The 20,012-nt window shown below is 60.4% G+C and carries 19 protein-coding genes; 13 read left to right on the top strand and 6 right to left on the bottom strand.

Translation table 11 applies throughout. The annotated features are described in order from the left end of the window. Positions 1-90: 90 nt before the first annotated feature. The 3 genes from nagA to phoU all read left to right on the top strand — a co-directional run bounded on the left by nagA (position 91) and on the right by phoU (position 6,338). On the top strand, positions 91-1,245 hold the full coding sequence (nagA, locus tag PW789_RS01365; protein WP_299370475.1) for an N-acetylglucosamine-6-phosphate deacetylase: 1,155 nt from the start codon (positions 91-93) through the stop codon (positions 1,243-1,245). Positions 1,246-1,335: 90 nt separating this feature from the next. Then, entirely contained in the window at positions 1,336-5,550 is a 4,215-nt protein-coding gene (locus tag PW789_RS01360) for a sodium/solute symporter (protein WP_299370473.1), read from the top strand. 113 nt (positions 5,551-5,663) lie between these two features. Further along, on the top strand, positions 5,664-6,338 hold the full coding sequence (gene phoU / locus PW789_RS01355; RefSeq protein ID WP_299370471.1) for a phosphate signaling complex protein PhoU: 675 nt from the start codon (positions 5,664-5,666) through the stop codon (positions 6,336-6,338). Positions 6,339-6,342: 4 nt separating this feature from the next. Here the strand turns inward: phoU and PW789_RS01350 are convergent, their stop codons facing one another. After that, entirely contained in the window at positions 6,343-7,014 is a 672-nt protein-coding gene (locus tag PW789_RS01350; protein WP_299370469.1) for an SGNH/GDSL hydrolase family protein, read from the bottom strand. Between the two features lie 316 nt (positions 7,015-7,330). Between PW789_RS01350 and PW789_RS01345 the strand changes: the two genes are divergently transcribed. The 3 genes from PW789_RS01345 (at position 7,331) to cobA (ending at position 10,852) form a co-directional block, all read left to right on the top strand. Further along, the gene (locus PW789_RS01345) at positions 7,331-9,055 is read left to right on the top strand and encodes a nitrite/sulfite reductase (protein WP_299370467.1); all 1,725 of its coding nucleotides are present in this window, start codon (positions 7,331-7,333) and stop codon (positions 9,053-9,055) included. Between the two features lie 373 nt (positions 9,056-9,428). Beyond that, positions 9,429-10,070, top strand: a complete 642-nt coding sequence (locus PW789_RS01340) for a bifunctional precorrin-2 dehydrogenase/sirohydrochlorin ferrochelatase (protein WP_299370465.1) — start codon at positions 9,429-9,431, stop codon at positions 10,068-10,070. Then, positions 10,067-10,852, top strand: coding sequence for a uroporphyrinogen-III C-methyltransferase (gene cobA / locus PW789_RS01335; protein WP_299370463.1), 786 nt, complete (start codon positions 10,067-10,069; stop codon positions 10,850-10,852). Before PW789_RS01340 ends, cobA begins: the two co-directional genes overlap by 4 nt. Here cobA and PW789_RS01330 read toward each other — a convergent pair. Further along, entirely contained in the window at positions 10,839-11,876 is a 1,038-nt protein-coding gene (locus PW789_RS01330; RefSeq protein WP_299370461.1) for an alpha/beta fold hydrolase, read from the bottom strand. The genes cobA and PW789_RS01330 overlap by 14 nt on opposite strands. A gap of 180 nt (positions 11,877-12,056) precedes the next feature. Between PW789_RS01330 and PW789_RS01325 the strand changes: the two genes are divergently transcribed. Beyond that, complete coding sequence (locus tag PW789_RS01325) at positions 12,057-12,572, top strand: TlpA disulfide reductase family protein (protein ID WP_299370459.1); 516 nt, start codon at positions 12,057-12,059, stop codon at positions 12,570-12,572. Between the two features lie 30 nt (positions 12,573-12,602). Here the strand turns inward: PW789_RS01325 and PW789_RS01320 are convergent, their stop codons facing one another. After that, on the bottom strand, positions 12,603-13,901 hold the full coding sequence (locus tag PW789_RS01320; RefSeq protein WP_299370457.1) for an MFS transporter: 1,299 nt from the start codon (positions 13,899-13,901) through the stop codon (positions 12,603-12,605). A gap of 188 nt (positions 13,902-14,089) precedes the next feature. Here PW789_RS01320 and PW789_RS01315 point away from each other — a divergent pair, with 188 nt between their 5' ends. Further along, on the top strand, positions 14,090-14,674 hold the full coding sequence (locus tag PW789_RS01315; RefSeq protein WP_299370455.1) for a YceI family protein: 585 nt from the start codon (positions 14,090-14,092) through the stop codon (positions 14,672-14,674). A gap of 70 nt (positions 14,675-14,744) precedes the next feature. Here PW789_RS01315 and PW789_RS01310 read toward each other — a convergent pair whose 3' ends face one another. Further along, on the bottom strand, positions 14,745-15,527 hold the full coding sequence (locus PW789_RS01310) for a response regulator transcription factor (RefSeq protein ID WP_299370453.1): 783 nt from the start codon (positions 15,525-15,527) through the stop codon (positions 14,745-14,747). Positions 15,528-15,530: 3 nt separating this feature from the next. Further along, positions 15,531-15,857, bottom strand: coding sequence for a PilZ domain-containing protein (locus tag PW789_RS01305; protein WP_299370451.1), 327 nt, complete (start codon positions 15,855-15,857; stop codon positions 15,531-15,533). A 296-nt stretch (positions 15,858-16,153) separates the two neighbouring features. Here PW789_RS01305 and rpsP point away from each other — a divergent pair, with 296 nt between their 5' ends. The 3 genes from rpsP (at position 16,154) to rimM (ending at position 17,622) form a co-directional block, all read left to right on the top strand. Further along, complete coding sequence (gene rpsP, locus PW789_RS01300) at positions 16,154-16,393, top strand: 30S ribosomal protein S16 (protein ID WP_299370449.1); 240 nt, start codon at positions 16,154-16,156, stop codon at positions 16,391-16,393. A 272-nt stretch (positions 16,394-16,665) separates the two neighbouring features. Next, entirely contained in the window at positions 16,666-16,968 is a 303-nt protein-coding gene (locus PW789_RS01295) for a KH domain-containing protein (protein WP_299370447.1), read from the top strand. Positions 16,969-17,016: 48 nt separating this feature from the next. Further along, positions 17,017-17,622 carry a ribosome maturation factor RimM gene (gene rimM / locus PW789_RS01290; RefSeq protein WP_299370445.1) on the top strand — a complete coding sequence of 202 codons (606 nt, stop codon included), beginning with the start codon at positions 17,017-17,019 and terminating at the stop codon, positions 17,620-17,622. Here rimM and PW789_RS01285 read toward each other — a convergent pair. Next, on the bottom strand, positions 17,597-18,517 hold the full coding sequence (locus PW789_RS01285) for a hypothetical protein (protein ID WP_299370443.1): 921 nt from the start codon (positions 18,515-18,517) through the stop codon (positions 17,597-17,599). The genes rimM and PW789_RS01285 overlap by 26 nt on opposite strands. 176 nt (positions 18,518-18,693) lie before the next feature. Between PW789_RS01285 and trmD the strand changes: the two genes are divergently transcribed. Together trmD and rplS are read left to right on the top strand one after the other, a co-directional pair. Next, complete coding sequence (gene trmD / locus PW789_RS01280; RefSeq protein WP_299370441.1) at positions 18,694-19,515, top strand: tRNA (guanosine(37)-N1)-methyltransferase TrmD; 822 nt, start codon at positions 18,694-18,696, stop codon at positions 19,513-19,515. Positions 19,516-19,592: 77 nt separating this feature from the next. Further along, positions 19,593-19,949: a 50S ribosomal protein L19 gene (rplS, locus tag PW789_RS01275; RefSeq protein ID WP_367182457.1), complete on the top strand. Its 357-nt coding sequence runs from the start codon at positions 19,593-19,595 to the stop codon at positions 19,947-19,949. Positions 19,950-20,012: the final 63 nt, after the last annotated feature.

Here is a 20,012-nt window from a genome sequence, read left to right as displayed (position 1 = left end):
GAGTAGTCTAGACACAGGCATTCGCTGAAATCGCGCGCATCCAGTTCAAGCGCAGTCCAAATCGGACAGAAGAGACAAGAGAACGCAATCATGTACCAGACCCTCCCTGCACGTCGTCTCATCACCGCCACCGAAGTCATCGAGTCGCCCGTCATCACCATCGACAACGAGGGCCTCATCGCCGCCATCGAGCCGAACGCCGCCCCCGCAGGTGAGCAGGCCATCCTGACCGCGACCTTCCTCGACGTGCACACTCACGGCGGTGCCAACCACGACGTCATGGAGGGCACGCCGCAGGCGATCGCTGCCGTCAGTCATCATCACGCAGTCCACGGTGTTGGCCACTACCTGCCCACCACCGTCACCGCGCCGATCGACACGACCCTCCGCTCGCTTGAAGGCATCGCCAACGCCATCGAAGCCCCTCAAGACCTTCACACGGCCCGGCCCATCGGTATCCATCTCGAAGGCCCCTTCATCTCGCACGCCAAGCGCGGCGTCCATCCGCCTGCCGATATTCTTCCGCCCGACATCGCTCTCTTTGACCGCTTCCAGCAGGCCGCCCGCGGACACATCAAGCTGATCACTATCGCACCCGAGATCCCCGGCGCCCTCGACCTCATCCGCCACTGCACCGCGCGGGGCGTCCGCGTCAGCATCGGCCACACCAACGCCGTTGCCTCCGAGGCACGCGCAGGCATCGAGGCCGGAGCTCGCTCCGCCACCCACACCTACAACGCCATGCGTCCCCTCGATCACCGCGAGCCCGGCGTCCTCGGCGAGGTCCTCGACGACGACAACCTCTTCGCCGAGCTCATCTGCGACGGCATCCACGTCGCGCCCGAGCTCGTCCGCCTCTGGCTCAAGGCCAAGGGCGTTCATCGCGCTCTCCTCGTCACCGACAGCATGGCCGCCGCCGGCATGCCCGAAGGCAACTACACCCTCGGCACCTTCCCCGTGACGGTCACCAACGGCCGCGCCCTCGCCACCGAAGACCTCGCCAACGGCAAGGAGACCCTCGCCGGAAGCGTCCTCACCCTCGGCCGAGCCGTCGAAAACCTGCAGCAGTTTACCGGCGCACCGCTGGAGATCGCCTCGCGACTCGCCTCCCGCAACCCCGCCGCCATGCTCGGACTCGAAGCCACCACTGCCGCAGTCGCTCCCGGACTTCCGGCCAACTTCAACGTCTTCGACGCCTCCGGCAAGCTCCAGAAGACCCTGCTGCACGGAGTTGCCGTTCTCTAAGGCGCATCCTCAACAAACACCGCGAGCATACTGGTAGTAAATGGCTTCCACCGTTACAGGACGCCCCTTCCACGCTATACACTCGCTACCATGCCCTTTGCCGCGACCGCTTCGCATCTGCACGCCTTTGACCTAGCCCTGATCGTCGCCTATCTGGCCGGCATCACTCTCTTCGGCCTGCGCTTTGGCGGCAAGAAGGAGGCAGGCGGCGGCAAATCGCTCAAGAGCTACTTTCTCGCCGACCGCAGCGCACCCTGGTGGGCCATCGCTCTCTCCATCGTCTCCGCCGAGACCAGCACCCTCACCATCATCAGCGTCCCAGGCGTCGCCTTCACCGGCGACTTCGGCTTCCTCCAGATCGTCCTCGGCTACATGGTCGGCCGTGTCCTCGTCGCCGCCCTCTTCCTCCCCCGCTACTTTCAGGGCGAGATGCTCACCGCCTACCAGCTCATCGACCAGCGCTTCGGCCATACGCTCCACAAAGTCACCGCAGGCCTCTTCCTCATCACCCGTTGCGCCGCCGAGGGTGTTCGCGTCTTCGCCGTCTCCATCGTCGTCGCCATCGCCATCGGCACCGGCGACGTGCTCTCCATCGCCATCATCTCGCTGCTCACCCTGCTCTACACCTTCGAAGGCGGCATGACCGCGGTCATCTGGACCGACGTCGTTCAGATGTTCCTCTACATCGCAGGCACCATCGTTGCCATCATCACCCTGGGCACTCACGTCCCCGGCGGTTGGAGCCACATCCACGCTGCCGCCTCAGCCGCAGGCAAACTCAACCTGTTCGACTTCGCCTTCAACCTCACCCAGACCTACACCTTCTGGGCCGGTCTGCTCGGCGGAAGCTTCCTCACCATGGCCTCCCACGGCACCGACCAGCTGATGGTCCAGCGCCTCCTCGCCGGAAAGAACCTCGCCGAATCCCGGCTTGCGCTCCTCTCCTCCGGTGTCGTCATCCTGGTGCAGTTCACCCTCTTCCTGCTCATCGGTGCGGGCCTCTGGGTCTTCTACGGAACAGCGCCCGCAAGCGGCATCGCCCCGGACCGTCTCTTCCCCTCCTTCATCGTCTCCGAGATGCCGACCGGAATCGCCGGGCTTCTGGTCGCCGCCATCCTCGCCGCCGCCATGTCCAACCTCTCGGCTGCGCTCAACTCTCTCTCTTCCACCACCGTGGTCGACTTCTACATGCATTGGCGGCCTGACGCCGACGAGCGCGAGCGCATGATGATCTCGCGTTCCTCCACCGTCATCTGGGCGCTGGTTCTCTTCGCCATCGCCGTCTACAGCATCAAGGTTGGCGGCAAGGGCCATGTCGTCGAGATCGGCCTCTCCATCGCCTCCGTCGCCTACGGCTCGATGCTGGGCGTCTTCCTCCTTGGAACCCTCACGCGACGCGCCACACAGGGCGGCGCCATCATCGGCCTCATCGCCGGATTTGCGCTCAACGTCGCGCTCTGGCTGCAGACCGAGCCCATCCATCTCTCCAATCTCCCCCTCATCGGCGACATGACGATCCCTCGCGTCGCCTGGACCTGGTACGTCCTCATCGGCTCGATTCTGACCTTCGCCGTGGGCTACCTTGCGAGTCTCCTTATGCCGAAATCGACAAAGTCTACTGGCGCGAAGATCGCAACTGCCGCCATCGTCATCTCTCTCTTTGCCTTGTCGTCCCGTGGCCAGGCAGAAGATTCTGTCTTCCTCTCTGCCGCCTCGCATCAATCCCGGGCAACAGCGCCGGCGCCTGACTTCTCGCAGATCACCACGCTCGTCGATAACGCCATCGCGCAGCACAAGCTGCCTGGAGCCGTGATCGTCGTCGGTCACGACGGCAAGGTCCTCTTCCATCAGGCCTACGGCAACCGCAAGATCGAGGGTGAGCCCAGCCCCGACGGCTCTACTGCCGCAGAGCCCATGACCGAAGACACCGTCTTCGACATGGCCTCGCTCACCAAGTGTCTCGCCACAACCACAGCCATGATGCAGCTCTACGACGAGGGCAAATATCAGTTCGACGATCCCGTCGCAAAGTACCTCCCCGAGTTTGCTGCCAACGGCAAAGAGCACGTCACCATCCGCGAACTGCTGACGCACTACTCCGGCCTCGCACCCGACGTCTCCCTCAAAGATCCCTGGGGCCTCACCGCACCCGACAAGGCCGAAGGCATCAAACGCGCCATGGAGTCGTCTCTCGCAGGCACGCCCGGAACGAAGTTCGTCTACTCCGACATCAACTTCATCACCCTCGGCGCCCTCGTCGAGAAGCTCTCCGGCCAGCCCCTCGACGTCTACGCGCAGGAACACGTCTTCAAGCCGCTCGGCATGATGTCGACCTCCTTCCATCCCTTCGACAAGACCTGCGGTCCGGTCTCTCGCATCGGTGCCGCCGTCTATCCCGGGCCAGTCCCGCGCACCGCTATCCACATGGTCTGCCCCGCGCATACCTGGAGCCCCAACGTCGTCATCCCCGAGACCGCGCCCACCGCTCACGACGACGAATCCAAAGACAACCCCTCCGCCAATCCCGACTACGACCACCTCCTCCGCGGCACCGTCCACGATCCCACCACGCGCCGCATGGGCGGAGTCGCCGGGCACGCAGGCGTCTTTTCGACGGCCCACGATGTCTCGCTCTTTGCCGATGCCCTGCTCGAAAAGCTCGTACACAACAAGGGTCCGTTCCCGGTCAAGCAGTCCACGCTTGAGCTGATGTCCAGGCCCGAGCAGCCCGCCACCGCTGAGGACACCGCCACCATCTACACCGCTGACCTCAAGCCCACCAAGGGCGTTGCTCTGCGCGGCTTCGGCTGGGACATTAACACAGCCTTCTCCCGTCCGCGTGGCTCCGTCTTTCCTACCGCCGGGGCTGGGAATGTAGCCAGCTTCGGCCACACCGGCTTCACCGGCACCACCCTCTGGATGGACCCCGGCTCCGACACCTACGTCGTCCTGCTCTCCAACGCCGTACATCCTCACGTCGGCGCGGGTTCAGTGCTTGCGTTACGCGCAGACGTCGCCACCGCCGCAGCAAAGGCGCTTCATCTCTACGGCACCACTCCGCCGGTAAAGGTTCTCACCGGCATCGACGTCCTCGAAGCTACCCACTATACGGACCTCGCCGAAGCCGAAAAGCGGCACGGAGGTCACCTCCGCCTCGGAATCCTCACCAATCAGTGCGGCGTCGACGCCCACGGCCATCGCACCATCGACCTGCTCGCCACCGAGGCACCCAAAGCTGTCCCCGGCGTCGAACTCAAAGCCATCTTCTCTCCAGAGCATGGACTCTTCGGCACCAAAGACGAGATGGGCATCTCCGGCGAGGTCGACCCTGCGACTCACATCACCGTCACCTCTCTTTATGGAGCGAAGGCCGATTCGCGCCATCCCACCCATGACCAGCTCAAGGACCTCGACGCTGTCGTCGTCGATCTGCAGGACGCCGGCGTCCGCTTCTACACCTACGAGGCCCAGACCGGCTACTTCATCGAGGCTGCCGCCGCTGAAAAGAAGCTCGGCCACAACCTCGAGATCATCGTCCTCGACCGCCCCAACCTCATCGGCGGCGTCGCCGTGCAGGGGCCCGTCTCCGACCCCAACCGCGACTCCTACGTCAACTACATGCAGATGCCGATCCGTCACGGCATGACACTCGGTGAACTGGCTCGCTACATCAACAACGAGCGCCGCATCTCGAGCCCGACCTCGCCCAACATGCAGGTCCCGCTCGGCGCTCTCGTCACCGTGATCAAGATGCAGAACTGGCAGCGCAGCATGTACTACGACGACACCGGCCTGCCCTGGATCAACCCCAGCCCCAACCTGCGCTCCGTCGGCGCCGCCACGCTCTACCCCGGCGTCGAGCTTCTCCAGCACACCAACGTCTCCGTCGGCCGCGGAACCCCGATGCCCTTCGAGAACATCGCCGCACCTTTCTTCAACGCGTCTGAGCTCGCCGCCGCGCTTACCGCGCGCAACATCCCCGGCGTCACCTTCTCCGCCTCCACCGTCACCATCGAAGAAGACGCAAACCACTCTCCCTACCATGGCCAGACTATCCCCGCCGTCCACCTCACGCTGACCGACCGCAGCGTCCTCGACTCACCCGCCATGGGCGTCGAGCTGATGTCCGCCATCCGCCGCCTCTACCCGCGTCAGCTCAATCTCGACCGCGGCGACAGCCTCCTGCTCAGCGTCAACAGCATGCTCGCCATCAAGAACGGCGACGATCCGCGCACCATCGTCAAATCCTGGCAGCAGGATCTCGATGCCTTCAAGGCGCGCCGCGCGAATTACCTGCTCTACTGAACCGTCCTTCCACGAAAGACGTACCGTATTCCGCAACAACGTTTCACAAATTCATCACACTGGCGCTATCTCTGCGTCACAATAGAAGACCAACAGCCAAAGGAGGTCGCCCGATGCCGCGTATTCACTTTCATCAGCAGCTGCTGACGCTCAAAGACAAGCTTCTCGCCATGGCTGCGCTCTCGCAGCAGGCACTCTCGCTGGCCCTGGAGGCCTATCTCACCGGCGATCTCTCGCTCTGTGATCACGTCGCCGTCATCGAAGCAGCCATCAACGCCGCCGAGAGCGATGTCGACGAATTCGCTTACGACCTGCTCGCCAAGGAGCAGCCCATGGCCATCGACCTCCGATTCATCCTCGCCGTCATCAAGATCAACGGCGACCTCGAGCGCATCGGCGACCAGGCCGCCAACATCGCCCAGCGCACCAAGACCCTCTCGCAGGTTCCGCTCATCGAGCTCCCCATCGACATCCCCGATATGGGAGAGAAGGTCGGCGTCATGATCCGCCGTGCCGTCCAGTCCCTGCTCGAAGCCGACGCCCGCATGGCCGAAGAGGTCCTCGCCATGGACGACGAGGTCGACACCATCAATCGCACCATAGCCGCAGACATGGTCGATATCATGCAGAGCCAGCCCGGGATCAGCGAACAGGCCCTCAACGCCATCATCGTCTCCCGCAACCTCGAGCGCTCCGCCGACCACGCCACCAACATCGCCGAAGACGTCATCTTCTGGGTGCGCGGCTCCGACGTCCGCCACAAGTACTCCCTCGCCGGCGCAGAGTAAGCCGCTATTTTAGCGGTAGCAGCTTCTCGATTGATCCCGCCACCTGCTCCCCCTGGATCGCCGCCCCCGCTGACGTGAAGTGCACATCGTCGGCGTGCAGGTCCTGGTGTCCCAGCATCAGCGCATGCTGATCGTCCACCGGAATCCCCTCGGCCTTCACCTGCTCGGCGGCGATCGCATTCCGTGCGTCGATCCGCGCATTCGTCGCGCCGCCGTCCTTGTCCTTCCGCACCGGCGTCACCGTCGCCCACACCAGCTTCGCCCCGGGAGCACCTGTCTTCACCGCGGCAACCAGCTCCGGAAAATATCTTCTGAACTCCGCCTCGCTGTAGCCCCAGCCATGCATGCCGTTGTTGAAGTGCACCACGGCAAACTTCACGCTCATCATCTTGAAGTACTCCGCCAGCTGCGGCTTCAACCGCTCATCGCCCACCGAGCACGACGTCGCGAAGTAATACACATTCGCCTTCCCCTCCAGATCCTTGGCCGTAGCCGCATAGTAGGCGCGTGTAATGGAGTCGCCCACCAGCAGCACATTCGCCAGCGCCGCATCAGGCTTCTCCGGACGATCCGTATACGTCCACTCGATCTTTTCCGTCACGCTATGCCGCGCATTCTCCGCAAACCCATGAATCGCAAGCCCCAACACAATCCCAACCAGCACCAATCGCTTCAATCCTGCCTCCTGGACTCATCGACCTCGCGGCCATCATCGCACTCGCGGCCATCATACTTCGGTTCAGCAGGATGCAGGCTTAGCCTTGACGTTCCCCGCGGTGGCGATTAGCCTTTAAGCATGGTTTACAAGTACGCCAACTCGCTCGACTGTCGCATGTGTTGTTGCGGCCGGGTGTTTGGTGTCTCTGCCTTTCTTCTGCGCTAAGTGCAGGAATCATCAAGGCAAGCCAGCCAAATGACCCCACTCCCGAATGAGTGGGTTTTTCTTTATCGCCACAAACTAATCTCCGTTTCGGAAAAGGATCCGCACCACGATGTCCACCACACCGGCCGCCACCCCCAAAGAGACCAAAGCCCAGCGTTCTGAACGCCTGAAGATCGCCAAGAATCCCTGGGAGGCATGGGACGAGGTCCGCGAATTCGCACGTAACGGACGCGATAACGTTCTTCCCGAGTGGACCGGTCTCTACTTCAAGTGGTGGGGCGTCTACACCCAGGGTGACGGCAAAGGGGTCACCGGCGGCGTTGGCGGCGAAGGCAAGGAGAGCGAGTACTTCATGATGCGCATCGGCATGCCCAACGGCCTGCTCACTGCCCATCAGACCCGTGTTATCGGCGAACTGGCCAAGAAGTACGCCAACAATCTCGCCGACATCACCACGCGTCAGAACATCCAGTTCCACTGGCTCACCATCGGTGGTCTCGTCGATGTCGTCGACGCCCTCACCGCAATTGGACTCTCCCCCAAGGGTGCCTGCGGCGACGTCGTGCGTAACGTCACCGGCTGCCCCATCGCCGGTCTCGACCACACCGAGCTCCTCGACGCCTCACCGCTCGCTCTCGAGATCGCGCATCTTCTGACCGCGAATCCAGAGTTCTACAACCTGCCGCGCAAGTTCAAGATCACCGTCACCGGCTGCCCCGTCTGGTGCTCCTTCCCCGAGATCAACGACGTCGCCCTCACCGCCATCAAGCGTACCGTCGATGGCAAGGACGAGATCGGCTACACCCTCCGCGTCGGCGGCGGCCTCTCCACCGAGCCGCACATCGCCGAGCGCATCCCGGCCTTCATCCCGCAGTCCAAGGCCATTGAGGTCGTCACCGCCGTCGTCCGCATCTTCAAGGAGCAGACCGACCTCCGCGAGAACCGCACCCGCGCCCGCATCAAATACCTCTTCATGAAGCACGGCTGGACACCCGAGTCCATGCTCGCCGCCATCGAGGAGAAGCTCGGCTACAAGCTCGACCCCAGCCCGCTCTCCATGGAAGCGCTTCCCGCCGACATCTACCGCGACCACGTCGGCATCACGCCGCAGCGTCAGCCCGGCCTCTCCGCCGTCGGCGCCACCGTCATCAACGGACGTCTCTCCGGCGACGACCTCATCAAGCTCGCCGATCTGTCGGAGAAGTACGGCGACGGCCACCTCCGCGCCACCATCGGCCAGAACATCCTCATCGTCAACGTACCCGACCGCGAGACCGCAGCCCTCGTCCTCGAACTCGGCACCCTCGGCCTGCACGTCGATAGCTCCGCCTTCTTCCGCGGTGCCATCGCCTGCACCGGCACCGAGTTCTGCAAGCTCGCCATCGCCGAGACCAAGGCCTTCAACAAGTGGCTCGTCGCCGAGCTGGAAGACCGCCTGCCCGCCTTCGACCAGCAGATCCGCATCCACGTCACCGGCTGCACCAACTCCTGCGGCCAAAGCTGGATCGCCGACATCGGCCTCGAAGGCAAGAAGATGAAGAAGGACGGCCAGATGGTCGACGCCTTCTACTTCTGCGTCGGCGGCTCCGTCGGCAAGTACGCCGGTATCGCCCGCCAGATCGGCTACCGCGCCGCCGCCGAGGACTGCCCCGACGCCATCGCTCGCCTTCTGCGCGGCTATCTCGATCTGCGCGAGCCCGGCGAAGACCTGCGCAGCTACTTCAGCCGCACCGACAACGCCACGCTTCTGGCCCATCTGGCAGGCGAGGTCGTCGAACCGGTCGAGCGTGACGCTCCTCCCGTCGGCGCCGGTCGTCTCGCCCTCGGAGAATAACCTGTCTTAAGCTGTCTGCGGATCGTCGAGAATCAACCGACATCCGCAGGCGGTCTTGAGAATCCGCTGTCAACCCGCAGATGGAGTCATGTCGCTTGTATTCAACAACCTGCCGCGCGCCGATAAGATAGAGCATTCCTGCTACTCTTAAGTTGGTCGTCCTTGTATCCCATGACCGATGGCGCTGGTTGAAGGTAGCTCATGAAAGAAACGCGAAAGATGATTGATCTGGAATGCTTTAGGCGCGAACAGGCGTAAGACATTAGCTTCCTGTATCACCCATTGGTAACCGCGCCAATATCGCCATTGTTTTGAAGATTTTGCGCAAATATGTACCGGGTACCCTCCCGGTGACCTGATCCCGGAGCCATCGATGTCGTTGTTCCCCATCTTCCTCAAGCTGACCAATCGCCCCTGCGTCGTCATCGGTGCCGGTCATCTCGCCGAGTCGAAGATCGCATCCCTCCGCGCTGCCGACGCCAGCGTCACAGTGATCGCGCCTCGCGCAAACGAGGTCATCTCCGAGCTGGCTGCCAACGGCGAGATCACCCTCGATCGCCGCCCGTACCGGCAGGGCGACCTCGCCGGAGCCTTCCTCGTCGTTGCGGCCACCGACGATCCCGCCGTTAACCGCGCCGTCTTCGCCGAAGCCACCGCAACCGGCGTCCTCTGCAACGCCGTCGACGACCCACCCTTCTGCGACTTCTACTTCCCTTCCATCGTCCGTCGCGGCGATCTTCAGATCGCCATCTCGACCGCCGGAAACTCGCCTGCTCTGGCCCAGCAGCTGCGCAAAGACCTGAACGAACAGCTGCCGCTCGACCTCGGCGAATGGCTCGCCGATCTCGGTAATCTTCGCCGCGAGGTCGTCGCCGCAGAACCCCTCAACGAGCAGCGCCGCCTCATCCTGCACGAGCTCGCCCAGCGTCAGGTCTGCGCCTACGATCAGTGCCCGTCGCGCCTGCTCGCCCGCGAGCACGCCCTCACGAACCCGCAGCAAACGGAGAAGCCGTGATCTCGATCCCCGATGCCGCTGCCGGTCACGTCTATCTCGTCGGCGCTGGACCCGGTGACCCGGCGCTGCTGACACTTCGCGCCGCTCATCTTCTCAAGACTGCCGACGTCATCCTTCCCGACGACCTCGTCTCTGACGAGATTCTCTCGCTCGCCAGCCCGACCGCGAACATCATCTCCGTCGGCAAGCGCTGCGGCCAGCCACGCATCACGCAGGCCGGCATCCACGAACTTCTTCTGGAACACGCCAGCGCCGGAAGCTCCGTAATTCGCCTCAAATCCGGCGACCCGCTCATCTTCGGTCGCGCAGGCGAAGAGATCGCCTTCCTACGCGAACATCGCATTCCCTTCGAGATCGTCTCCGGCATCACCACGGCCTTCGCCGTAGCCGCCTCGCTCGAGGCCACGCTCACCGATCGCACCCGCGCCTCCAAGCTGATCCTGGCCACCGCGCATCACGCAGCCGGCAAGGTTGCACTTACGCCAAGCTGGTCCGGTGCCTTTCCGGAAGAAGCGACGCTGGTCATCTACATGCCCGGCCGCGACTTTGAAGCCCTCGCCGCCGATCTCATCGCCTCCGGCATCGCTCCGGGAACGCCAGCAACTGCCGTCTCCCGCGCCTCCACCTCGGAGGAGCAGGTTCACGTCGCCACGCTCGAAACCCTGCGTAGCAGCGATGTCGGCCCAGCCCCAGTGATCCTGCTGGTGGGGCCTGACGTCGACAAAGATGCCGTTCGAGCAATTGCTGAGCGCCGCGCGAATCTGGCCGCTATGGCTGATTGAGGAAGCGCTCGACCCTCTCACGCACGCCATCGGCATCGCAGTCCATGATCAGGTGAGCGCACTGTCCCTCCGAAACATAAAGCTCCGCCCCCGGAGCAGCCTTCGCCCACGCGATACCGGGCGCTGGCGTCACCATCCGATCTTCCGCCCCCACAATCACAAGAAACTTGACCGGCGTCGCGCGCGCGACTTCTTCAAGAGATTTTCCTGCCAGCAGATCATGCAGAATAATCGCCTTCGCCTGCCAGATGCGGTCGTTGGCGTCCTGTCGCTGCGGCCGCTCAATCTTCTTGAGCCACGCGTCATATTCGCTGCGCGTCGCTTCACCATTGCGGAAGCGCGGCGTCGTCAGCATCTGATAGCCGATCTCGTTGGCCAGCTTCAGCGGCGGCTCCGTGGTGTAATTGCCGCCTTCATACGCTGGGTCCGATTCGATGGCGTCGATCACGATCTGCTTGGACAAGTGATCGAAGTTGGTGGTCTGTGGCGAGCCGACGATCGGCGCTGCACGATCCACGAACTGCGGATAGAGAATGCTCCAGGCAAAGGTCTGGTGTCCGCCCATTGAGAGGCCGAGCACTGCGTGAACATGTTTGACCTTCAGCACTTCAGTCAGGACGCGATGTTGTGCGCGGACCGCGTCAGCCAGCGTAAACACCGGAAAAGCGCGTCCATGTTGGCCCTTGCTATTCGATGGCGAGGACGAGACACCGTCGCCGAAGGCATCGAATGCTACGCCGAAGAACTTTGTGGTATCGACGAGGCGAGAGCGGCCAGGCTTGTCTCCAAACAGATTGGCGAGGTCTTCGCTGCGGCCGTTGAGCCACGTAGGAACGACAACGACGTTGGTGCGATCGGCGTTGAGCGTTCCGAAGGTTCGGTAGCCTACTCTGCAGTCGAGAATGGTTCCGCCACTTTCCAGCGGGCACGTTCCCAGTTCAGCGATCTTCTGTTCCCCATCGGCGGCCCAACCCATGCCATGCAGCGCCGACATAAAAAACACCAGCAGCCAAAAGCGTTTCATGAGTCGAGGATACACAGAACAAACGAGAGTTTCGTTTGCTTTTCAGGGGACTTCCGTGACAAGCCTCAACGCGCAGGCAGGATTGTGCCGCCCGAGGCAACGGATCTGAAGGAGTGATCCACGAGCAGTAAACTGAAAGTGCAGCAGCAGCTCTGGAATAGATGGAAGAGGACAGTGAAGATGAATCGTTCGATGCGTACCGCAGGTCTTGCCTTGATCCTCAGCCTTCCTTTCGCGTTGCCTGCTTTCGCACAGTCAGCGAAGAAGGCTCCGGCCGCTGGCAAGCTGGCGCCGGACTTTGCGCGCAAGGGTCTCGATGGTCAGCCGGTTCATCTCTCTGCGTATCGAGGGAAGGTTGTGCTGCTCAATTTCTGGGCGACGTGGTGCGGACCGTGCATGGCCGAGATGCCGAAGTTCTCTTCATGGCAGACGAAGTACAGCGCTCGCGGCCTGCAGGTGGTCGGCATCTCGATGGATGACGACCGCGCTCCGGTTGACAAGGTCTATCGCAGGCTCAAGATTGCTTACCCTTCGGTCATGGGCGATGACCAGCTCGGAGGGCTGTATGGCGGTGCTGTTGGGCTTCCCATCAGCTACCTGATCGGCACAGACGGCAAGGTGCTGGCGCGTTATCAGGGAGCCACCAATCTAGATCAGATGGAAGCGCAGATCGCCAAGGCTCTTCCGAAGAGCTAAGCCATCTCCGCACGCACATGATCTTCATTGTTATGGAAGACTCTTCTCCGCGACTGACGCGGTAGTCTCTGCTTGGGACCAGTCCTCTCCGCGCGCTTCACGCCCGAGGCTCGTAACGATTGCGATGGCAATGGCGCCCAGTACGACGGTCCATGTCATCACCGTTGTGAGGATGCCGCCATAGTAGCGCTGTGCCAGCGCGGCCTGAAAGACTCCGTTGCGCGAGGAACACAGGTTACCCAACTGATAGGCGAAGCCGGGAAAGACGGCGCGCACTGGCCCTGGTGAGAGTTCGTTGAGGTGAGCGGGGATGATGCCGAAGGCCCCCTGCACGGCAAACTGCATCAAAAAGCCCCCCAGCGCCAGCATGGGGATGGTGTGAGACCAGGCCCAGAGCGGGATCATGGGGATCGCTGCGAGCGCGGAGAGAACAATCATCCGCTTGCGGCCAAACTTCTCGGAGAGCGCGCCGCAGATGATGCCGCCAAGCAGCGCGCCGATGTTGGCAATGACGATAATCAGACCGACATTCCCGGATGCCAGTCCGTGATCCTTCTCAAGCAACGTGGGATAGAGGTCCTGTGTGCCGTGGCTGAACGAGTTGAAGGCTGTCATCAGCACAACGAGAAAGAGGAAGCTGGGAAGGTAGGCCTTGAAGTGGGCGAACTTGATCGCGCTCGACTGAGAGCCTTCAGCGCGACGACGCTTTTCGGCCTCCAGCCAGATGGGAGATTCCTCGATCTTGAACTGCATATAGAAGGCGAGTAATGCCGGCAGCGCGCCGATCATGAACATGACACGCCATCCGGTGAACATTCCGGTTCCATGCAGATGCGAGAAGAGCAGACCGTAGAGGGCGGCTGCCAGCAGGTTTCCTACAACATAGCCCTCCTGCAGGACGCCGGAGAAGAACCCTCGTCCGGTCGAGGGCAGCGTCTCCAATGCGAGCGCTGCACCGACGCCCCACTCGCCTCCCATCGCAATGCCGAAGAGCGCTCGGCAGAGGAGAAAGATGGGAAGTGAAGGCGCGAAGGCGGAGGCGAGTTCGAAGACGGAGAACGAGATGATGTTGACGATGAGCGTGGGACGGCGCCCGTAACGCTCTGCCATCAGGCCAAAGATCAGCGCTCCGACTGGCCGCATGACCAGCGTGAAGAAGATGGCCTCCGCGACCTCCTTGATGCCGACGTGGAAGTCTGCGGCAATGGCTTTGAGGCATACGGTCAACAGAAAGAAATCGAAGGCATCGAGGGTCCAGCCGAGAAAGCAAGCAGCGAAGGTATTACGCTGCGCCGATGTCAGGCGCTTGAACTCACTAAGAAAAGCCATATCGCGAGATGCTAGCACCTGTCTTGCGAGCTGTGCTGCTGAATCGATCTCTCAGAGGTAGAACGCGAATCGTTTCCAGTTTTAGATGGCGCCACCGGAGGGGTGCCGCTAAATTTATATGCATCGTTTAGTTCTGGCGACCCATCATATACGTGTTACAACACGCTCTACTCTATCGAGGAACGAATATGCGCAATCGACTTTTTATGGCCCTGACCCTTGCTACGGCAAGCTTTGCTGCCACATCGGCACTGGCACAAACCACTACCTGGGCCATTGATCCTGCCCACTCGAGCATTAACTTCGAGGTTCGCCACATGGGCGTGTCGAACGTACATGGATCGCTGGGCGACGTCACCGGCACCTTGCTCTACAACGAGAAGGACATCACCAAGTCCAACGTGGAGGCCAGCGCGTCGACGCCGACGGTTTCGACGGGCGTGGAGAAGCGCGATACGCATTTGAAGTCGGCCGATTTCTTCGATGTGGAGAAGTTCCCCAAGCTGACCTTCAAGTCGACCAGCCTCTCGAATGCTGACGGCAAGCTGACGTTGACGGGCGATCTGACCCTGAACGGGGTCACGAAGAGTGTAACCCTGGACGTTGACGGTCCTGCACCGCCGCAGACCGATCAGAAAGGCGTGACGCGCAGCGGCTTCTCGGCGACCGGCAAGCTGAAGCGCAGCGATTACGGCTTCGGTTCCAAGTTTCCGTCTGCTGTTGTCGGTGACGACATCAAGTTCTCGATCGACGTCGAAGTGGACAAGAAGTAAGTCCGTTATTTGAGCAAAGAAGAAGGAGCCCTGATGGGCTCCTTCTTTCGCTTTAAAGCTTGGCGAGGGCTTACATCTTGGCCCGCAGCGGTTGCGTGGGCTCTGTCTGCTGCAGCAGAGCGCTCTCCGCGTCGGTGGTGTACTTCTTCAGAAGTTCGTGATGGAGGCAGTAGAGGGCAAGCTCTAGGCGGTCGGAGACGCCGAGCTTGTCATAGACCTTGCGCAGGTAGTTTTTGATGACCTGCTCCGTAGTCCCGATCTGGTAAGCGATCTCCTTGTTGCGCATCCCGCGGGTGATGCAGCTGATGATGGCCAGCTCCTTCTTGGAGAGCTTGGGCTGCACCTTTGGATTGGTCAGAGTGGTGGCCTGGGCGCGGTAGGCCTCGATCACCCAGCTGATGGACTGGTTGTCGATCCAGGTCTCGCCCTCGGCGATCTTGCGGACGCACTTGACCAGCAGGTCGGGTGAGATGGAGCGCGGCACGACGCCGCGGACGCCCCGGCGGTAGAGTTCGACGGTATTGGACTCGTCGGCCTCCGTCACCTGAACGATCAGCTTGGCGTCAGGGGCAATGCGGACGAGCTCGGGGATAGCGTCGATGGTGCCGGCGACGAGGGCGCCTTCGAGCACCACGACATCGGTGGGATAGCGCTGCAGTGCGGCCTGAAGATTGCCGAGGGTTTCGACCTGGGCGACGACACGAATATCGTCTTCCAGAGCAAAGACCTTTCGCATACCAACGCGATAAATTGCCTGTGAGTCTGCCAGAATGACACGAATACCAGGCGCCGTGGCGTCTTCTTCGTGGTTCTCCTCCGGTTCGCGAGACTGATCAAAGTGAACAACCGTCATAGCTCAAGCCTTTAAAAAGTATTCGTCAATCATCGCCGCCGCCATCTTCTGCCCCTCCCTGGAGCAGTGCCGGACGATACGGCCGATACAGTGAATGGTGACATCGGTATCCGAGCCCATGATCGCGGAAGGCATGGCAATCGTGAACTCAATCCTGCTGTTGATCTCAGGCTGGACGTCGCAGGTGAACAGGAGGCCATTCGCTGAGATGTTTTCAGTCACCGCATGCAGTTCCCCCTCTGGGGTCTGAATGGTAAGGGGTAACTTCATGGGAAAACGTACGGCCGTACGGACTGGATTCTCTCCGTTAGCTTTTTGCACCTGGGGCACGGATGCGGCTCCTGTCTCCGACGAACATGTCCGGCAAATACGGATCTGTCAACAGGAGTCTACCGCACAAGGTAACCTGTAAGAAGATTTTTCCTGTGACTGGTTGCGGTTACGAGTAGCCGGGTACCGAGGCTGCCGCCAAGAGCAGGAATTTGGCACGAGCTCAGCATTGCGAAATACCTCATTTTCAGGCATACTTAGGTGTTGGATCCTACGGGAACATGCACTTAGATGGGCACGTTTTGCAATAAGGGATACCCGAGAAATCATAGTTCTGAGAGGCTTTGCCTGTGTTAATGATCCGTCTGGCGCGCGTTGGAGCGCGTAAGCAGCCCCACTACCGCATTGTTGTCATCGAGAAGGACCGCGCCCGTAATGGCCGTTCGGTTGAAGTCGTCGGCACCTACAATCCCCGCACCAACCCTGCCAGCGTCGAGCTGAAGCGTGATCGCATCGATTACTGGACCAGCAAGGGCGCCCAGCTGTCCGACCGCGTCGGAAAGCTTCTTGCCACCCCTGCCCCGGCTGCTGCTTAAGTTACCTCCGATGTATCTTTGGGACCCGATTTATGGTTCCCAAAGATATGTTCCATCTCCAGGTTCATCGTATTGCATCGATAGGGATCTCGCGTAAACTCTCCCTATTGTTTTTGTGGTGCCCGAAATGCTGCACGATCAAGCGTTGCAACATTCGGCTTCGCGATTTTGCTGGGCCGCGCTCGATTTGCACATCCTGAAAGTTCTCGCAATCGACGAGGCAAAAGGTTTGAGCAGAAGCCCCGCATTGTGTGACCCAGGAGGTGTGTACGATGACCCAGCCAAGTTCCGTGGCGGGTGGTGGAGATGACAGTACAGGCGAGATGACGGCGCTCGTAGTCGAGATTGCCAAGGCTCTGGTTGACTCGCCTGAAAGTGTCATAGTCGAAGCAATTAATGAAGGTGAATCAACGGTGATCCGTTTGAGGGTGGCTCCTACGGATATCGGCAAGGTTATTGGAAAACAGGGACGTACTGCTCGTTCGTTGCGCACGATTCTGGCTGCTGCAAGCATGAAGCTCCGGCGCCGCTTTGCCTTAGACATAGTTGAGGACCATTCCAGCCAGCAGGGGTGAGGTTCGGCCTCCCCTCTGCTTCATTCTTCGCTTACGACTTTCCCAAAAATGACATCGCGCTCAAACTCGTGGACTGTACTGGCTCGGCTGCTTCGCCCCCAGGGCCGCAAAGGTGAAATCCTTGCCGATCTGCTGACCGACTTCCCCGAGAGCATTGCAGGACGAACAGGTTTGTTTCTTATTCCTGAAAACTTCGCGGGTAGCAGCGAGGAAGTCCGGAGCATCCAGGTGCTGTCGTCCTGGCTTCCGGTAGGCCGTAATCGTGGGCGCGTTGTGCTTCAACTGGAAGGCATCGATTCGATCCATGCGGCAGAGATTCTGGCCGGCCTGGATCTTGCTGTCCTGGAAGAAGAACGTATCGCGCTGAACGACGATGCTTCGTATGTCAGCGATTTGGTCGGATGCGAGGTCTTTGACGGCGATCAGCGAATTGGAACTGTAGCCGATATCCAGTTCCCCGCTTCATCGACGGGCATTCGGCTGGAAGATATTCCTTCGCTCCTCGAAGTGCGCTCAGAGAGCGATCAGGAGATCCTTATTCCTTTTGTGAAGGCGTACCTTGTGTCGCTCGACCTTCCGGGGCGCCGCATTGCACTTCGGCTTCCCCCTGGCCTGGTCGAGGTGAATGCTATCGGCCGCCAAAGCGATAAGTAGCACCAATCGAGATGATGGGGTAGACGGGAATATCGGAGAGCCTCCGATTGATCTTGGCGATCTCGTCCTGCAAACTTGCCTGGGCTTCCGGGTTGTCGGCAAAGGTGAAGCACCCTTCCGGATTACAGGCAGTTCCGTTGAGATTTATATTGATCTGCGCCGATCCGCTATATGCCACGCCAAGTTCGACCGGCATGGTGAAGCGGCTGTCCCTGTGTCCGATGAGGTTGTACCCGAAGGCCACCATGGGCCCGACGGTGTGATGAAATTTAGCCTGGGCATCTCCAGCAACAGGATCATCCACGCTGTTGATGAAGTTGTTGTCGCCCAGGCTGAAATTGCCACCAGGCGGAACGGTCAGATGGGCTTTAGCGCTGTTGCCGAAGAAAAGTATCCCTGGGCTGATGCGGAAAGTATGTCGGGCAGATGGGTAATAGTCTAAGCTAACGCTTCCCGAATGGAGATCAAAGCGTGTGCTGTAGTGCACGCCGTCGACGTCGAACCCATAGCTCAATCCTATGTAATTGAACTGTCCTCGTAAACCGAGGTGACGCGAAAGCGGAGTGGCAACATCGACGCCTGCTCCAAGGGAGGTCGCTTTCAGGCCAACCTGCCAGTAGGAGAACGGACCGACCTTCTCGTAAAGAACTACTTTGGGAGCGGGTTTGCCTGAGACCGGGGGCTGCGATTCCCTATCGTTGTCCGTATCCGGACTGGCGATGGAAGAGGAGTAGCTAATGAGTTGTGCTACCGGAGCGGCATGGGGCGTATAGATAGAATTGATGTGGTTCGAAGGCCACAGGGGAGTTGTCCTTTGTTGCGCTCCGAGAGTAGAAGCTCCAAGGAACAGGCCGATCAGTATGCCCCTCTGAAAGACGTGCTTATCCTTTATCATCAATATTTTGGACCTTTATCTCTGGAGTGAGGATTGTGAATCCGGTTTGTCGATCTGTCGATCTTTTGAAAGGCTAAAGCATTCTGGATGTGAAATACGCTGCACCTCCCGGTCCATTCTGGTGAGTTGGGATGCAACTTTTGTGTAGCGGTTACCTCAACACGATTATTTTGACTATGCGTTTCGACATTATTACGATTTTCCCCGATTTTTATAAAAGCACTTTCGAGTACGGCATCCTTGGCCGCGCTCGAAAGACCGGCCTGGTAGAGCTGGCGACGCACGATCTGCGCAGCTTTACGCATGACCGTCACCGGACAGTCGATGACCGGCCATTCGGGGGTGGCGAAGGTATGGTATTGAAACCACAGCCGATCTTCGAAGCCGCACGCGCGATTGGCGTTCAGCCGAAAGACCAGCGGGATGCGGCGAAGGAGACGGTTATTCTCCTTTCGGCGCAGGGTCGACCGTTTACGCAGGCGGTTGCGCAGGAGCTGTCCTCGGTGGAGCGGGTGGTCATGATCTGTGGCCGGTATGAGGGAGTCGATGAGCGTGTGAACCAGTCGCTCTGCGACCGGGAGATCTCGATCGGAGACTATGTGATCTCGGGCGGCGAACTTGCTGCAGCGGTGATCGTCGATGCCGTGGTGAGGTTGCTGCCGGGAGCTCTGGGGCATCCCGACTCTTCGAGATTCGAGAGCTTTGGCTCAGAAGAAACAGATAATAAATACGATAGTGATGGATCCCCACGAACCACGCATGGATCGGGCGGGATTCTTGACTATCCGCATTACACGCGTCCGTCCGATTTTGAGGGATCAGAGGTGCCTGAGGTCCTTCAGGGCGGCAATCACGACGCCATTCGCGCCTGGCGCAGGATGATGGCGCTTGAAAAGACACTGGAGAACCGGCCGGAGCTTCTGGAGAAGGCGCGCTTGAGTCCCGAGGACCGGAAGGTGCTGGAGAAGCTGAAACGAATGCGTGAGGAGGCATCCTGATCTACAACAGTTCGCTAACAGAAAATGTTGTATCTGGTGTAAACTGAAACCTCTGAGTTCAGAACAGGAAAGTCGTTATGTCAATTCATCCCATCATGCAGAAACTGGCCGCCAAGCTTGAGCGGACAGACATTCCAAGTTTCGCTCCCGGTGACACGGTTCGTGTCCAGGTTAAGATTCGTGAAGGCGAGAAAGAGCGCCTGCAGGCTTTCGAAGGCATGGTTATCGCATGCCGCAAGGGACCCCAGGGTACCTTTACTGTTCGCAAGATGAGCTTCGGCCAGGGCGTGGAGCGTATCTTCCCTTACAACTCGAAGGTTGTCGACAAGGTCGAGAAGGTTCGTTCGTACCAGGTTCGTCGTGCGAAACTGTTTTACCTGCGCGGTCTGCGCGGTAAGGCTGCTCGTCTGCGCGAAGTTGAGCGCGCCAAGTAAGCCAACCGACTCTTACATTTCCACAAAGTCCATGTCCTTCGGGGCATGGACTTTTTACGTGTG

Source organism: Edaphobacter sp. (assembly GCF_028283685.1).
Taxonomy (GTDB): Bacteria; Acidobacteriota; Terriglobia; order Terriglobales; family Acidobacteriaceae; genus Edaphobacter.
Note: the sequence above shows the minus strand (reverse complement) of the source record. Positions and strands in the feature narration are given on the sequence as shown.

Coding starts and splice junctions, on each gene's coding strand:
- nagA (WP_299370475.1), top strand. CDS start 91: ATGTACCAGACCCTCCCTGCACGTCGTCTCATCACCGCCACCGAAGTC.
- PW789_RS01360 (WP_299370473.1), top strand. CDS start 1,336: ATGCCCTTTGCCGCGACCGCTTCGCATCTGCACGCCTTTGACCTAGCC.
- phoU (WP_299370471.1), top strand. CDS start 5,664: ATGCCGCGTATTCACTTTCATCAGCAGCTGCTGACGCTCAAAGACAAG.
- PW789_RS01345 (WP_299370467.1), top strand. CDS start 7,331: ATGTCCACCACACCGGCCGCCACCCCCAAAGAGACCAAAGCCCAGCGT.
- PW789_RS01340 (WP_299370465.1), top strand. CDS start 9,429: ATGTCGTTGTTCCCCATCTTCCTCAAGCTGACCAATCGCCCCTGCGTC.
- PW789_RS01330 (WP_299370461.1), bottom strand. CDS start 11,876: ATGAAACGCTTTTGGCTGCTGGTGTTTTTTATGTCGGCGCTGCATGGC.
- PW789_RS01325 (WP_299370459.1), top strand. CDS start 12,057: ATGAATCGTTCGATGCGTACCGCAGGTCTTGCCTTGATCCTCAGCCTT.
- PW789_RS01320 (WP_299370457.1), bottom strand. CDS start 13,901: ATGGCTTTTCTTAGTGAGTTCAAGCGCCTGACATCGGCGCAGCGTAAT.
- PW789_RS01315 (WP_299370455.1), top strand. CDS start 14,090: ATGCGCAATCGACTTTTTATGGCCCTGACCCTTGCTACGGCAAGCTTT.
- PW789_RS01310 (WP_299370453.1), bottom strand. CDS start 15,527: ATGACGGTTGTTCACTTTGATCAGTCTCGCGAACCGGAGGAGAACCAC.
- rpsP (WP_299370449.1), top strand. CDS start 16,154: ATGATCCGTCTGGCGCGCGTTGGAGCGCGTAAGCAGCCCCACTACCGC.
- PW789_RS01295 (WP_299370447.1), top strand. CDS start 16,666: ATGACCCAGCCAAGTTCCGTGGCGGGTGGTGGAGATGACAGTACAGGC.
- rimM (WP_299370445.1), top strand. CDS start 17,017: ATGACATCGCGCTCAAACTCGTGGACTGTACTGGCTCGGCTGCTTCGC.
- PW789_RS01285 (WP_299370443.1), bottom strand. CDS start 18,517: ATGATAAAGGATAAGCACGTCTTTCAGAGGGGCATACTGATCGGCCTG.
- trmD (WP_299370441.1), top strand. CDS start 18,694: ATGCGTTTCGACATTATTACGATTTTCCCCGATTTTTATAAAAGCACT.
- rplS (WP_367182457.1), top strand. CDS start 19,593: ATGTCAATTCATCCCATCATGCAGAAACTGGCCGCCAAGCTTGAGCGG.